Genomic DNA, 14,666 nt, shown 5'->3' with positions numbered 1-14,666 from the left:
CCCGATCCCCGTTCACTTGCGCTGCTGCGTCGTGGGCTGGCGGGCGAAGAGCTTGCGGAAGACCGGGTAGATGTCAGCCGGCCGGGCGATCCGCGTCATCTGGAAGTTCGGCCATGCCTCGTTCACCGTGCGGTAGGCCCGCCAGAGCGAGGTGCCGTTGTCGGTCGCGCCGAAGATCTCGGTCTCGCGCTCGTCGATGATCTCGACATAGGCGTAGTACTGGCAAAGGCGCATCAGCGGCCCGTTGAGCAGGGACGAGCAGCGCTCGGAATCGCCGGCGATGTTGTCGCCGTCCGAGGCCTGGGCGGCGTAGATGTTCCAGTCCCGGGCCGGATAACGCTCCTCGATGATGCGCTGCATCTCCTCGAGGGCGGTCGAGACCACGGTGCCGCCGCTCTGGGTGGAATAGAAGAAGGTGTCCTCGTCGACCTCCCGCGCCTCGTCCGTGTGGCGGATGAAGACGATGTCGATGCGGTCGTAGCGGCGCTTGAGGAAGAGGTGCAGCAGCACGAAGAAGCGCTTGGCGAGGTCCTTCTCCCGCTCGCCCATGGAGCTCGACACGTCCATGAGGCAGAACATCACCGCATTGGCGTTCGGCAGCGGCTGCGGCTCGAAGCGGTTGTAGCGGATGTCGACGGGATCGACGTAAGGAATGCGCCGGCGCCGGCGTTCCAGCCGCTCCAGCTCTCCGTGCAGTTCCTCGAGCCGCTGGCCGCTGCCCGGCGCGGGAGGCGTGGCCTCGAGCGTCGCGATCTCCTTTGCGAGCGCCTCGATATCGGCGCGGCGCGGCCGGTGCAGGGCGATGCGGCGGCCGTAGCTGTTGCGCATGGTGCGCCCGACATTGATGTTCGTCGGCGCGCCGCTCGTCGCGAAGCCCGCCCGGCGCGGCTTGTAGGACACGGTCTCCTTCAGGGAGAGCTTGATCATGTCGGGCAGCTCGAGGTCCTCGAAGAACAGGTCGAGCACCTCCTCGCGCGAGAGCACGAACTGGAAGTCGTCCTCCGCCTGGCCGCGGCCAGCGCGGGAGCCGGCACCGCCTGCCCCTCCGCCGGGCTTCGGAATCCGATCGCCCGGCGTGAACTCCTTGTTTCCCGGCAGGATATATTGCCGCTGCCCGCTGGTGCGGGCGGGCTGGAAGGTCGGTTCATCCGTGCCGCGCGCGGGCATTGGCACGCCCTGCTCGGCATCGACATCCGCGATCTTGCCCGCCCTGATCCGCTCCTTGACGACCCGCTTCAGCTCTTCGTGGGCACGCCGCAGGAAGCGCCGCCTGTTCCCGAGGCTCTTGTCCTTCGGGTTGAGGCGGCGATCGATGAAGTTCGGCATCCGCTGACCTCGCCCATTGGCGCCTCATCCCGCCTTGTTGACACGCATGTACCAGTCGACGAGGCGCCGGACCTGCCGCCTGGTATAGCCACGGTCGACCATGCGATGCACGAACTCGTCGTGCTGCTTCTCCGTGGCGCTGTCCTTCTTGGAGCCGAAGCTGATCACCGGCAGCAGGTCCTCCACCTGGGCGAACATGCGCTTCTCGATGACCTCGCGCAGCTTCTCGTAGCTCGTCCACGCGGGATTGCGGCCGTGGTTCCTGGCCCGGGCGCGCAGCGTGAACTTGACCACCTCGTTGCGGAAGTCCTTCGGGTTGGCGATGCCTGCCGGTTTCTCGATCTGCGACAGCTCGCTGTCGAGGATCTCGCGGTTGAGGATCTGCCCCGTGTCGGGGTCCTTGAAGTCCTGGTTCTCCAGCCAGGCGTCGGCATAGGCGATATAGCGGTCGAACAGGTTCTGGCCGTATTCGCTGTAGGATTCGAGATAGGCCTTCTGGATCTCGTGGCCGATGAACTCGGCATAGCGCGAGGCGAGCTCGGATTTGATGAAGTCGAGATAGGCGGTCTCGGTCTCCTTCGGGAACTGCTCGCGCTTGATGGCCTGCTCGAGGATGTACATGAGATGGACGGGGTCGGCCGCGACCTCCTTGGTGTCGTAGTTGAAGGTCTCGGACAGGACCTTGAAGGCAAAGCGCGTGCTCACCCCGGTCATGCCCTCGTCGACGCCGGCGGCGTCGCGGTATTCCTGCACGGGTTTCGCCTTGGGGTCGATGTCCTTCAGGTTCTCGCCGTCATAGACCCGCATCTTGGTATAGAGCGGCGAGTTCTCGTGCTCCGCGAGCCGGGTCGAGACGGTGAAGCGGCTCAGGATCTCCAGAACCTCCGGTGCGCAGGGTGCCTTGGCAAGCGCGCTCTCGCGCAGCAGCTTGTCATAGATCTGCCGCTCCTCGGTCACGCGCAGGCAATAGGGCACCTTGACCACCAGGATGCGATCGAGGAAGGCCTCGTTGTTCTTGTTGTTCTTGAACTGCAGCCATTCCGATTCGTTGGAATGGGCGAGGACGATGCCCTGGTAGGGGAAGGCCCCGAAGTTCTCCGTGCCGTTGTAGTTGCCCTCCTGGGTCGCCGTCAGCAGCGGATGCAGCACCTTGATGGGGGCCTTGAACATCTCGACGAACTCGAGCAGCCCCTGCGTCGTGCGGTTGAGGCCGCCGCTGTAGGAATAGGCGTCAGGATCCGACTGGCTGTAGTTCTCGAGCTGGCGGATGTCGACCTTGCCGACGAGCGAGGATACGTCCTGGTTGTTCTCGTCGCCGGGCTCGGTCTTGGCGATGGCGATCTGTCGCAGGCGCGAGGGCATCAGCCTGACGACACTGAACTTCGAGATGTCGCCCCCGACCTCGTCGAGGCGCTTCGCCGCCCAGGGCGAGATGAGGCCGGTCAGGCGCCTTCGGGCGATGCCGTACTTGTCCTCCAGAAGGTCTGCCATGCGCTCGGGATGAAACAGGCCGAGCGGCGATTCGAAGATCGGGCTGACGGTGCCGTTGATCGCCAGCGTGTAGATGGGGCGTTGCTCCATCAACTTCTTCAACTGTTCGGCGAGCGACGATTTGCCGCCGCCGACAGGACCGAGCAGGTAGAGGATCTGCTTGCGTTCCTCGAGCCCCTGCGCGGCATAGCGAAAGTAGCCCACGATCCGCTCGATCGTGTCTTCCATGCCGTAGAAATCGGCGAAAGTCGGATAAATCTTGATCGTTCTGTTGGAGAATATCCGGCCGAGGCGTTCGTCGGCACTCGTATCGACGAGCGTCGGTTCTCCGATGGCATCAACCATCCGCTCCTGAGCGGTGGCGTACATGCTTTTGTCATCACGGCACGCGAGAAGATAGTCTTGGAGACTCATCTCCTCCTGCGCCGTACTTTTATAAATCTCCGAAAACAGATCGAAGACGTCCGATTCTCTCCTTTGCATAGTGCTCTCCCGCGGCAGGCCCGGTCATTGCGACGGGATGGCCATCGGCTCCTGCTCTCGGAGTGAACCATTTTGCGCACCCACGGTTCCCTTGGGGCAGAACCCTTTGGGAATGGGCACGACAGGCGCCCCAGCAGTCACCTTCGGGCTGTCACATCACACCTCCGGAACGATCGATTGCCGACTCACCTGAGAATAATATAGGGCTCCGCCGCCCTTCTGAAATTGTTCTCTTCCAGAATGTGATCGGAAGCCCTGCCGCCGATCAGGGGATGAGCGCCGTGAGGGCGAGTGCCGCCGGGATGGCGAAGGCTGCGAGCACGGTCTGCGTGGCCGTGATCCCGGCCATCAGCGGCGCGTCGCCGCCGAGCTGCCGGGCGAGGATGTAGGAGGAGGAGGCGGTCGGCAGCGCCTGGAACATCAGCGCGATGGTCGCAGCCGGTGCGCCGAGGCCGGTGAGCCGCACGGCCAGCAGCGTCACCATTGGCATGACAAGGAATTTCGCCACGGAAGAGGCGGCGACCGGGCCGATCCAGGAGCGGGCCGCGCCGAAGTCGAGCGCCGCGCCGACGCACAGGAGGCCGAGCGGCATGGAGGCGGCGCCGAGGGCGCGCAGCGCTGGCTCAATCCCGGCTGGCGGACGCACGCCGAGCCACTGCAGCAGAATTCCGCCGAGGCAGGCGACGACCAGTGGGTTCGTGACAATCAGCCGCAGGACGCCGAGGGCCGCGACCCGCGCCGTGCCGAACCGCGCGAAGACGAGAATGCACAGAAGATTGACCGTGGGCACGATGGCCGCATTGCACACGGCGGCCAGCGCGATGCCCGGCGCGCCGAAGATCCCGGCGGCGAGGCTCACCCCGATGTAGTTGTTGAAGCGGATGCTGCCCTGGAAGATCGAGGTGAAGGCGGCGCCGTCGGTGCGGAACAGGGGGCGGGCGAGGACGACGATGAGGGCCACCGTGACGGTGGCGCCGACGAGCACGAGCGCCAGTTCCCGCACGGGCAGGGCGTCAATGTCCGCCGTCGCGAGGCCGTTGAGGAACAGGGCCGGCAGGAGCACGAAATAGCAGAGCCGCTCGGCCTGCGGCCAGAAGGCCTCGGCGATGAAGCCGGAACGGCGCAGCCCGTAGCCGAGGGCGATCATGAGGGCCACGGGGATGAGGGCGAGTGCGACCGTGCCGGTCACGCGCGTCGCCCCCCGGGCAGCCGTTCACCGACCGGCGGGCGCGGCTGCCTCAGCGGAAAGACCGTCGGGGGCATCGTGATTCGTCCTCTACCCGTGCAATCGCGGATCACTGCGGATAGCGCCTGACGTGCCGGCCAGCAATTCCCTGCCGCGCATACGCCGGCGACCCTTCGCTCATGGCTGCGGCGGGGCTTGAGCGCCGTCGCCCATCGGCTACGGTTGCGGCCCATGCCCGCTGCCGTTGGAGCCGTCGATGCCGGATCTGTCCGCCTTCCCGATCACGAAACGCTGGCCCGCCGCTCACCCCGAGCGCCTGCAGCTCTATTCCGCGCCGACGCCGAACGGAGTGAAGGTATCCATCATGCTGGAGGAGACCGGGCTCCCCTACGAGGCGCACGCCATCGAGCTCGGCGCCGAGGGGACGCGGACGCCCGAATTCCTGTCGCTCAATCCCAACGGCAAGATCCCGGCGATCATCGATCCGGACGGCCCCGGCGGCGCACCGATCGGCCTGTTCGAATCCGGCGCGATCCTGCTCTATCTCGCCGAGAAGACCGGGCAGCTCCTGCCGCAGGATCCGGCGCGGCGCTGGGACACCATCGCGTGGGTCTTCTTCCAGATGGCCGCCGTCGGGCCGATGTTCGGGCAGGTCGGCTACTTCCACAAGTTCGCCGGCCGGGAGATCGCCGACAAGCGCCCGCTCGAGCGCTACGTCCATGAATCGAAGCGCCTGCTCGGTGTCCTCGAGGCCCGGCTCGACGGCCGCTCGTGGATCATGGGCGAGGACTACACCATCGCCGACATTTCCATGCTCGGCTGGGTGCGCAACCTCATCGGCTTCTACGGCGCAGGCGACCTCGTCGGCTTCAGCGGGCTGAAACATGTGCCGGCCTGGCTCGAGCGGGGCCTGGCGCGTCCCGCCGTGCAGAGGGGCCTCGAGATTCCGCGACGATCCTGATCCCGGCCGGAGGGAACTCACGCCCGCCGTCTCCGTTCGTCGGTCATCGCATGAAGGAGTTGAACGATGGCCGATGACGACGTTGCACGCGTATGGGACCTCGTGGAGAAGATCGGCTTCTGCATGCTCGCCACGCATGACGGCGAGGACATCCGCTCGCGCCCCATGGCGGCCTATCCGGACCGGGACGGGCAGGTGATCTATTTCCTCACCGACGCGGCCAGCTGGAAGGACGAGGACATCGACCGCGATCCCAACGTCGGGCTCGCCTTCGCCGATACGGACGGGCAGAAATACGTCTCCCTGACCGGGCGGGCGACCATCTCCAACGACCGCCGCAAGATCCATCAGCTGTGGTCGACGCCGGCCAAGGCCTGGTGGGACAGCCCGGATGATCCCTCCATCCGCGTCCTGATGGTGCGCCCGAAGGACGCCCAGTACTGGGATAGCCCGGGCACCGTCGTGAGCTACATCAAGATGGTCGCCGCGGCCGTCACCGATACCAGGCCGGCGATGGGGGACAACGCCAAGGTCCGGCTGTAGCCGCGGCTTCCGCGCCGCTAGGCCGGCCGCAGCACCTGGCGCGCGACATCGATGAAGGCGCGCAGCTTCGGCTGCGCCCCGGCCCGGCGCGGGAAATAGAGGAAGAGACCCGGACTGCGGGGCAGGAACGGCTGCAGCACCGGCACCAGCCGTCCGGTCCGGATCTCCGCCTCGGCGGCGATGTCGGCGACATAGGCGAGGCCGAGGCCGGCCGTGGCAAAGGCGACGAGCAGGGCGCCGTCGTTGACGAGGAGGCCGCCCGGCGGGTCGACCGTCACCGAGCGGCCCTCGCGCTCGAATTCCCAGCGGTAGACGGCACCCGATGTCGGAAACCGGTAGCGGATGGCCTCGTGCCGGGTCAGGTCTTCGGGCAGGTCCGGCGTGCCGCGGGCGGCGAGATAGGTAGGGCTCGCGACCACCGACCAGGCGATGTCGCGCGTGAGGCGCACCGCCACCATGTCGCGCTCCACGAATTCGCCGATGCGGATGCCGGCGTCATAGCCGCGGGCTGGCAGGTCGACCGTCGCGTCCTCGACGGAGATCTCGACGGACACCTTGGAATGGGTGCGCCGCAGGGCCGGGATCACCGGCTCGACGACGAGCGGCACGGCCATGCGGGGGACGGTGAGACGCAGCAGGCCGGCCGGTTCCTCGCCCATCTCCCCGACAGCCTCGATCGCCTGGGCGATCTCGGCCGCCGCCGGCCCGGCGCGGGCAAGCAGCGTGGCGCCGGCCTCGGTCAGGCCCACCCGCCGGGTGGTGCGCAGGAAGAGCGGTGTGCCGAGGCGCGCCTCGAACGCTTTCACAGCCTGGCTGACCGCTGCGGGCGACACGCCAAGCCGCGCGGCGGCAGCCGTGAAGCCGCCAGTCTCGGCGACGGCGAGGAAGGCGGCAAGGCCTGGGAAGGGATCGGACGAGGTCGCGGACATGGCAAGAATTATAAAGTACTGCTTAAAGGTGCACAAAGCAGATCCGGATTTTTCGTGATAATCCGCGGCGGTAGCCTTCTTCACGCCATAGCGAGGAGAGGGATATGGACAGTCGATCACAGGCGAGCAGGCTGCCACGGCGGCATGTGCTCGGCGGCATGCTGGCGGCCGGCGCGGTCGGAGGCACCGGCATTGCCGCGAGCTCCACGGCAGCAGAGGTCGCAGGCGTGCTGACAGGCAAGGTGGCGATCGTCACGGGCGGCACCTCTGGCATCGGAGCGGTGACGGTCGCCGCCCTTGCGGCGGCCGGCGTCCGGGTGGCCTTCAATGGCCGGCGGGAGGACCTCGGCCGCGTAGTCGAGCAGCGCGTGCGTGAGAGCGGGGGCGAGGCCGTCTATCTCAGGTCGGACGTGCGCGACGCCGGCCAGATGGAGCGGTTCGTCGCCGACACGGTGGCGCGCTACGGTCGTCTCGACATTGCCTTCAACAACGCGGGCATCGATCTGCCGCCGGCTCCGATCGCCCAAACCGACATTGCCGGCTTCGACGACCAGATCGCCACCAACCTGCGCGGGGTCTTCGTATCGATGAAATACGAGCTGCCCCATCTCGTGCGCGCGAAAGGGGCGATGATCAATATGGCGTCCATCGGCGGACGGCATGCCTTTCCCAACATCGTCGCCTATGGCGCCTCCAAGGCAGCGGTCATCCACATGACGCGCGCCGCCGCCCAGGAATATGGACGCGACGTGCGCATCAACGCCATTGCGCCGGGACCGATCGAGAGCCCGATGCTGGAGCGGGTGCGGCGCGACTGGAAGGTAACGACCGAGCAACTGGTCGCTCCCTACCCCATGCGGCGCGTCGGCACGGCGGAGGAAGTGGCCGCCCTGGTGCTGTTCCTGGCCAGCGATGAGAGTTCCTATGTGAGCGGCCACGTCATCGGCATCGACGGCGGCGACCTGCCGTGACGCTCACACATCCGCCGCGAGGACCGGCCTGCCGGCCAGCGCCGTCCGGCACGCGGCGTCGAGTGCAGCCGGGTCGGCGGCGAGCCGCTCGACAGCGACCCAGCGGTTCCAGTCCGCCGCGACGCTCCAGCCGGGCTCGCCGACACAGGCTAGCGGCAGGCGGTAGTGCAGCACCTCGCGCTTGCCGACCTTGTCGGTGAGGCGCGGGGCAATGCCCTCCGGATCGCGGTGCAGGAGGAGCGGCAGGAGATCGAGCGAGCGCCGGCGCGTCGGATTGTCGGCGAGATAGTCCTCGGCGAACGCCTCCTCATCGGGCCAGTAGTCCGGCGACAGTACCTTCTCGACATAGGCCGGCGGATAGGCGGGCGGCGCGAAGAGACGGGCGACGACGTCCGGGTGGGTATCGTCGCGCAATTGCGGTTCGAGAACGAGGAAGGCCTTGAGGAGACACGCCAGGGTGTGGGGGCCGAGATCCGGCAGGGCGATGTTGAAGTGCAAGCCGAGCGCGCCGAAGGGTGTGATGCCGCGCCCGCGGGCGCCGGCTTCCCGCAGGACGCCGACGGCATGATCGACGCGGTGCAACGCGTCGAGCCGCAGGGGAGCGGTGATCAGCTCGCGCGGCACGAAGGGCGAGAGGGCCGCACCGAGCCGCGCCGAAGCGGGCGGCGAAAGGCGGGGCAAGGGGTGCTGCTGCGCGCGGTGCGGATGGACGTGCTGGACGTCGAGCTCGACCGTGAGATCGCCGATGGCGCTCGCCTCGAGATGCCAGGCGTGGGCATCCTCCTCCCGCACCAGGCCGCCGAACGCGGCGGCGAGCGCATCGGCGGCGGCGCGGACCGGCAGCCCGATGAATTCCACTTCTACCCCGACCCTGCGCGGGCGGCCATCGGCCGTCAGCGGAACGGGCGGGGCATGGAAGCGGGGCTCGCGATCGTCCGAAGGGGCGAGGCTCTCCATTCTCCCGATGTGGGCATCGAAGCGGCCGCTCGCCAGAGGCCCTCGCGGTTGGTGGGTCTCTAGCGCCCGCCGAGCGCCCGGTAGATCCTGCTTCCGGCGCGGCCCGTCGGCGGCATGCCGAGGCGCCGTTCGGCGGCGGCGATCGCCTCGCGCGTCGCCGGGCCGATCTTCCCGTCCGCCTCGCCGATATCGTAGCCCTGCGCGATGAGGAGCTTCTGCAGCTGCAGGCGCTGCGCCCGCGACAGGCCCGGATCATCCGTCGGCCAGGGCGTGCGCAGCGGCGGGTAGCCGGCCATGCGATCGGCGAGGTGGGAAATGGCGAGGGCGTAGGATTCCGCCTGGTTGTAGGAATAGATGGCGTCGAAGTTGCGGAAGACGAGGAAGCCCGGGCCGTTGGGGCCCGCCGGCAGCAGCAAGCCGGCCTGCGCCCCGCCGGAGAGCGGCGAGCCGTCGGCGCGGGTAACGCCACGCTGCGCCCAGGTGGACAGCGGCGCCTTGTTGCGCCGGCCCGTGGGGCCGTTGTAGCCGGCCGGCACGCGCACCTCGAACATCCACGACTCGCCCTGGCGCCAGCCCGCCCGCTTGAGATAGTTGGCGGTGGAACCGAGCGCGTCGGCGACCGAACTGACGAGATCGCGGCGTCCGTCGCCGTCGAAGTCGACCGCGAGGCGCTGGTAGGTGGAGGGGATGAACTGCGTCTGGCCGAAGGCGCCGGCCCACGAGCCGTAGAGCTTGTCGAGCGAGAGGTCGCCGCGCTGGACGAGCTTGAGCGCCGCCATCAGCTCGCCCTTCCAGAAGCTCGTGCGCCGGTTGCTGGCACAGGTCAGCGTCGCGAGCGCATGCGGCAGGAAAGAGCTGCCCGCTTCCTGGCCGAAGTCGGTCTCGACCCCCCAGACGGCCGCGATGACGAAGCGGTCGACGCCGAACTGGCGCTCGGCGGCGCGCAGGATGTTGTCGTAGCGGCGCATCATGGCGCGCCCCTGGGTGACACGCTCCTCGTCGACGAGGAAGGCGAGATAGTCCCAGATCGGCGTCTTGAACTCGGGCTGGACCGTCGACAGACGCAGCACCTTCTCGTCCGGGGCGGAGATGTCGAGTGCGCGGTCGAGGATGGCGCGGCTGACGCCTTGCTGTGCCGCCTCCTGCTTCAGGCCGGCGACGCAGGACTGGAACGAGGCGGCCGCGGGGCTGGCCAGTGTCACGGCGAGTGCGGCCCCGAGCAGCATCGATCGCATGCGTCTTCCTCCTGTGCGTGTCCTGTCTCTTCGGCGGAGTCTAACCGATTCTTCGTCGGAGCCGACCCGCACGGTCAGCGGTGCCGCCGCATCAGCAGCATCAGGGCGCCGCCGGCGATGAGCGCCCAGAAGGCGGCGCCGATGCCGAGGAAGGCCGTGCCCGAGGCGGCGGTGACGAAGGTCACGATCGCCGGCAGGCGCTCGTTCTCGCCGGAGAGGGCGGCGACGAGCGCGCCGGCGAGGCTGGCGAGGAGGGCGAGGCCGGCCACCGCCTCGATGAGCAGCGGCGGCGAGGCGGCGATGAAGGCCGCGGCAAAGCCCGCGCCGAGGCCGAGCACGACATAGGTCGCACCGGCGACGGCCGCGGCGATGTAGCGCCGGCGTGGATCGGGATGGGCCTCGGGCCCGGCGCACAGGGCGGCCGTGATGGCGGCGAGGTTGACGAGATGGCCGCCGAAGAAGGCGATGACGCCGCTCGCGAGGCCGGTCGACACGAAGATCGGCTTCACGTCCGGCTGGTAGCCGTTGGTGCGCAGCACGGCGAGGCCGGGGATGTTCTGCGAGGCCATGGTGACGATGAAGAGCGGCAGGGCGATGCCGACGAGGGCGTCAAGCGTAAAGGCGGGCACGACAAAGACCGGCCGTGGCCAGATGTCGGCAAGCGCGCCGTCGGGGATCGGCGTCGCGAAGACGACGATGAGCGCGGTGACGACGACCGCGACCGGCACGGCATAGAGCCGGGCGACGCGCATCGTCACCGCCCAGGCGAGGATGATGGGCAGGGCGAGCAGCGGCATCGCGCCGACCGCGCGCACCGGCGCGAGGCACAGGTCCATGAGGACGCCGGCGAGCATGGCGCTCGCCAGCGACACGGGGATGGCGGCGACGGCGCGGCCGAAGGCGCGCCACAGGCCGGCGACCACGACGAGGCCCGCGGCGACGAGGAAGGCGCCCGTCGCGGCGGCATAGCCGCCGTGCATGGCTCCCGTGGCGACGAGGAGCGCCGCGCCGGGCGTCGACCAGGCGATGCTGATCGGCAGGCGCGTGCGCAGGGAGAGGAAGGCTCCGAGCAGCCCCTTGACGACGCAGAGTGCGAGGAGGCCAGAGGCGGCCTCGGCCGGCGTCGCGCCGGCGGCGGCAAAACCCTGCAACACGATGGCGAAGGACGAGGCAAAGCCGACCACGGCGGCGAGGGCGCCGGCGAAGACCGGTTGGACCGCAGAACCGCTCGCCGGCGCTGATGCGGCAGCAACGGAATGGACGGGTTCGACGCCGTCGCCGGCGGTGGTGGCGGTTTCGGTGCGCATGGCGGAGCTTCTGCGGCGATGGACTTTGCGGTTGAAGCGCGGGCCGGAGTATTGCTAAATTGGATCCAATCGACAAGTGGATATTGGATGCGAATGACGATGGACGGTGGACGACGCGCCGTGGCGGCTGAAGGGAGCGAGGCGGTTGCGGCCCTCGTGGCCGATGTCGGCCCGCGCTATCGCACCGCGACGGAGTTCGTGGAGGCGACCCTGCGCCAGGGCATCCTGAGCGGTCGGCTGTCCGGCGGCACGCCGCTCCGGCAGGAGGAGCTGGCGCGGCTCTTCAACGTCAGCCGCATGCCGGTGCGCGAGGCGCTGCGGCAGCTCGAAGCCCAGGCCCTCATCGATTTCGTGCCGCACAAGGGCGCCGTCGTCACCGACATCTCGGCCGAGGACGCCGCCGACAACTACGCCATCCGTCGGGCGCTCGAACCGGCGGCGCTCACCCTCTCCATTCCCCATCTCGACGCGCAGGACTTCGCGCGCGCCGAGGAGCTGATCACCGAGATGGATGCCGAGACGGAGCCCGGCCGCATGGGCGAGCTCAACCGGCGCTTCCACATGTCGCTCTATGCCCGCGCCGGGCGGCCGAGGCTGCTCGCGCTCACCGAGCAGCAGCTCGCCTCGGCCGACCGCTACGTGCGCTTCCACCTCGCCGCCAAGGGGCAGGAGCACATGGCCCAGGAGGACCACCTCGCGATGCTGGCGGCGGCGCGTGAGCGCGATGCGGCGCGGGCGGTTGCCGTCCTCCTCGGCCATCTCGACACGGCGGCGGTGACGATCGACGCCTTCTTCCGCGAGCGGGCCGGCTGACCGTCGCATTTGGCAGCGGCGCCCGGCTGCGCTAGATGGCGGGCGAACCATCCCGCGCCGAAAGCATTTGAGCACCATGGCCCCGCCGCTCCTGCAACTGACCGACATCCACCTGACCTTCGGCGGCACGCCGCTCCTGACGGGCGCCGAGCTCAGCGTCGGCGAGGGCGAGCGGCTCTGCCTCGTCGGCCGCAACGGCTCGGGCAAGTCGACGCTGCTCAAGATCGCCGCCGGGCTCGTGGAAGAGGACCGGGGCGAGCGCTTCGCCCAGCCCACGGCGACGATCCGCTACCTGCCGCAGGAGCCGGACCTGTCGGCCTTCGCGACGACGCTCGCCTATGTGGAGGCGGGGCTGGCGCCGGGCGACGAGGCCTATCGCGCGCGCTACCTCCTCGAGCAACTCGGCCTCACCGGCGAGGAGGCACCCGCTAACCTCTCGGGCGGGGAGGCGCGCCGGGCGGCGCTGGCGCGCGTGCTCGCGCCGGAGCCGGACATCCTCCTCCTCGACGAGCCGACCAACCACCTCGACCTGCCGGCCATCGAATGGCTGGAGAGCGAGCTCAAGGGCATGCGCTCGGCGCTGGTGCTCATCAGCCACGACCGGCGCTTCCTCGAAAGCCTGTCGCGCGCCACCGTCTGGCTCGACCGCGGCGTCACCCGGCGGCTCGACAAGGGCTTTGCCGCCTTCGAAGCCTGGCGCGACGAGGTGCTGGAGCAGGAGGAGCGCGAGCGCCACAAGCTCGACCGCAAGATCGCCATGGAGCTGGACTGGCTGCGCTACGGCGTCACCGCCCGGCGCAAGCGCAACCAGCGCCGCCTGGGCGAACTCGGTGCCATGCGCAGGGAGCGGCGCGAGCAGCGCCGCGTGCTCGGCAATGTCGACATGACGGTGAGCGAGGCGGAGCTGTCCGGCACCCTGGTCGTCGAGGCCAAGCACATCGCGAAGGCCTACGACGAGCGCCGCATCGTCGAGGACTTCTCCATCCGTATCTTCCGTGGCGAACGCGTCGCCATCGTCGGCGCGAATGGCGCCGGCAAGACGACGCTCGTCGAGATGCTGACCGGCCGGCTCGCGCCCGACGCAGGCACGGTGCGGCTCGGGGCGAACGTCGCCATGGCGCGGCTCGACCAGACGCGCTCGGCCCTCGACCCGGAGGCGAGCCTGACGGAGGTGCTGACCGACGGAGCGGGCGACAGCGTTGTCGTCAACGGGCAGTCGCGGCACGTCGTCAGCTACATGAAGGACTTCCTGTTCTCGCCGGAGCAGGCGCGCACGCCGGTCAAGGTGCTCTCCGGCGGCGAGCGGGCGCGGCTCTTGCTCGCCAAGGCCCTCGCCAGCCCCTCGAACCTCCTCGTGCTCGACGAGCCGACCAACGACCTCGACCTTGAAACCCTCGACCTCCTGCAGGAGATGCTGGCCGACTATGCCGGCACGGTCCTCCTCGTCAGCCACGATCGCGATTTCCTCGACCGGGCGGCGACATCCGTCCTGATGGCGGAGGGGCAGGGGCGCTTCGTCGAATATGCCGGCGGCTACAGCGACATGGTCGCCCAGCGCGGCAGCGGCGTCGGCGCGCGCGCGGTGGAGAAGGCGAAGGTCCAGAAGGCGCCGAAGCCGGCGGCCGAGAAAGCGGCGGCGCCGGCGCCCCGGAAGAAGCTGAGCTTCAAGGACAAGCACGCGCTGGTGACCCTGCCCGCCCGCATCACCGAACTGGAGAAGACGGTCGCCGAACTGGCCGGAAGGCTCTCCGACGAGGCGCTCTATGCCCGCGATCCTGACGGCTTCGCGCGGGTGAGCGCGAAGCTCGCCGAGGTGCAGGGCGAGCTCTCGGCGGCGGAGGAGCGCTGGCTGGAGCTGGAGATGCTGCGCGAGGAGCTGGAGGGCTAGACGGGGCGCAGGCCGACGACCTGCAGGCGCGCTCAGCTGAGTTCCTGGGCGAGTCCGATGAGAAGCCCTTCAGGCCCGCGGATGTAGCAGAGCCGATACGCGTCTTTGTACTGGACGACTTCACCGACGAGCTGCACGCCGCGGTTGCGAAGCTTTTCAAGCGTCTCGTCGATATCGTCCACGGCGAACATGACGCGGAGATAGCCTAGAGCGTTGACCGGAGCGGTCCGGTGATCCGCGGCCACAGGCGGCGAGAGGAAGCGGGATAGCTCGAGCCGGTTGTGGCCGTCCGGCGTGCGCATCATGGCAATCTCGACACGCTGACCGGCGAGCCCAGTGACACGTCCGGCCCATTCTCCTTCGATCGTGGCCCGCCCTTCGAGCGCGAGACCGAGCTCGCGAAAGAAATCGATTGCTCCGCCGAGGTCTTCGACGACGATTCCTACGTTGTCCATCCGTTTGAGCGCCATATGTGCAATCTACAAGGTGTGATCTGGGCCGTAAACTCATCGATCTGCTTTCCAGGTGAGCAAGCGGTTGATAGAGGGGGGCGGAAGGGAGCCCTGCGATGCGTGG

General features: G+C 68.7%; 13 protein-coding genes. 5 read left to right on the top strand and 8 right to left on the bottom strand.

Annotated features, from left to right (window positions below; genetic code table 11):
* Positions 1-12: 12 nt before the first annotated feature.
* The 3 genes from AL346_RS02085 to AL346_RS02075 form a co-directional block, all read right to left on the bottom strand.
* Positions 13-1,326, bottom strand: a complete 1,314-nt coding sequence (locus AL346_RS02085) for a YeaH/YhbH family protein (protein ID WP_019404506.1) — start codon at positions 1,324-1,326, stop codon at positions 13-15.
* A 24-nt stretch (positions 1,327-1,350) separates the two neighbouring features.
* Positions 1,351-3,300, bottom strand: coding sequence for a PrkA family serine protein kinase (locus AL346_RS02080; protein ID WP_026015543.1), 1,950 nt, complete (start codon positions 3,298-3,300; stop codon positions 1,351-1,353).
* A 265-nt stretch (positions 3,301-3,565) separates the two neighbouring features.
* Entirely contained in the window at positions 3,566-4,489 is a 924-nt protein-coding gene (locus AL346_RS02075; RefSeq protein ID WP_019404504.1) for an AEC family transporter, read from the bottom strand.
* Between the two features lie 253 nt (positions 4,490-4,742).
* Between AL346_RS02075 and AL346_RS02070 the strand changes: the two genes are divergently transcribed.
* Positions 4,743-5,447 (top strand): glutathione S-transferase N-terminal domain-containing protein, encoded by a 705-nt coding sequence (locus tag AL346_RS02070; protein WP_019404503.1) that lies wholly within the window; start codon positions 4,743-4,745, stop codon positions 5,445-5,447.
* A gap of 66 nt (positions 5,448-5,513) precedes the next feature.
* On the top strand, positions 5,514-5,990 hold the full coding sequence (locus AL346_RS02065) for a pyridoxamine 5'-phosphate oxidase family protein (RefSeq protein ID WP_019404502.1): 477 nt from the start codon (positions 5,514-5,516) through the stop codon (positions 5,988-5,990).
* Between the two features lie 17 nt (positions 5,991-6,007).
* Here AL346_RS02065 and AL346_RS02060 read toward each other — a convergent pair whose 3' ends face one another.
* Positions 6,008-6,919, bottom strand: coding sequence for a LysR family transcriptional regulator (locus AL346_RS02060; RefSeq protein ID WP_019404501.1), 912 nt, complete (start codon positions 6,917-6,919; stop codon positions 6,008-6,010).
* Positions 6,920-7,023: 104 nt separating this feature from the next.
* On the opposite strand from AL346_RS02060, the gene AL346_RS02055 reads away from it, so the two are divergent.
* Positions 7,024-7,890: an SDR family NAD(P)-dependent oxidoreductase gene (locus tag AL346_RS02055; protein ID WP_082312396.1), complete on the top strand. Its 867-nt coding sequence runs from the start codon at positions 7,024-7,026 to the stop codon at positions 7,888-7,890.
* A 3-nt stretch (positions 7,891-7,893) separates the two neighbouring features.
* Here AL346_RS02055 and AL346_RS02050 read toward each other — a convergent pair whose 3' ends face one another.
* The 3 genes from AL346_RS02050 to AL346_RS02040 form a co-directional block, all read right to left on the bottom strand.
* The gene (locus AL346_RS02050; protein WP_053193206.1) at positions 7,894-8,847 is read right to left on the bottom strand and encodes an amidoligase family protein; all 954 of its coding nucleotides are present in this window, start codon (positions 8,845-8,847) and stop codon (positions 7,894-7,896) included.
* 59 nt (positions 8,848-8,906) lie between these two features.
* Entirely contained in the window at positions 8,907-10,082 is a 1,176-nt protein-coding gene (locus AL346_RS02045; RefSeq protein WP_019404498.1) for a lytic murein transglycosylase, read from the bottom strand.
* 74 nt (positions 10,083-10,156) lie between these two features.
* Complete coding sequence (locus AL346_RS02040) at positions 10,157-11,389, bottom strand: benzoate/H(+) symporter BenE family transporter (protein WP_019404497.1); 1,233 nt, start codon at positions 11,387-11,389, stop codon at positions 10,157-10,159.
* Between the two features lie 93 nt (positions 11,390-11,482).
* On the opposite strand from AL346_RS02040, the gene AL346_RS02035 reads away from it, so the two are divergent.
* Positions 11,483-12,202 carry a GntR family transcriptional regulator gene (locus AL346_RS02035; protein ID WP_245303217.1) on the top strand — a complete coding sequence of 240 codons (720 nt, stop codon included), beginning with the start codon at positions 11,483-11,485 and terminating at the stop codon, positions 12,200-12,202.
* A 76-nt stretch (positions 12,203-12,278) separates the two neighbouring features.
* A complete protein-coding gene (locus tag AL346_RS02030; RefSeq protein ID WP_053193203.1) occupies positions 12,279-14,090 on the top strand; it encodes an ABC-F family ATP-binding cassette domain-containing protein in 1,812 nt (603 codons plus the stop codon).
* A 32-nt stretch (positions 14,091-14,122) separates the two neighbouring features.
* Here AL346_RS02030 and AL346_RS02025 read toward each other — a convergent pair whose 3' ends face one another.
* Positions 14,123-14,560 carry a VOC family protein gene (locus AL346_RS02025; protein WP_019404494.1) on the bottom strand — a complete coding sequence of 146 codons (438 nt, stop codon included), beginning with the start codon at positions 14,558-14,560 and terminating at the stop codon, positions 14,123-14,125.
* Positions 14,561-14,666 lie beyond the last annotated feature (106 nt).

Source organism: Chelatococcus sp. CO-6, from assembly GCF_001271345.1.
Taxonomy (GTDB): Bacteria; Pseudomonadota; Alphaproteobacteria; order Rhizobiales; family Beijerinckiaceae; genus Chelatococcus_A; species Chelatococcus_A caeni.
This window is presented reverse-complemented; position numbering and strand designations above follow the sequence as displayed.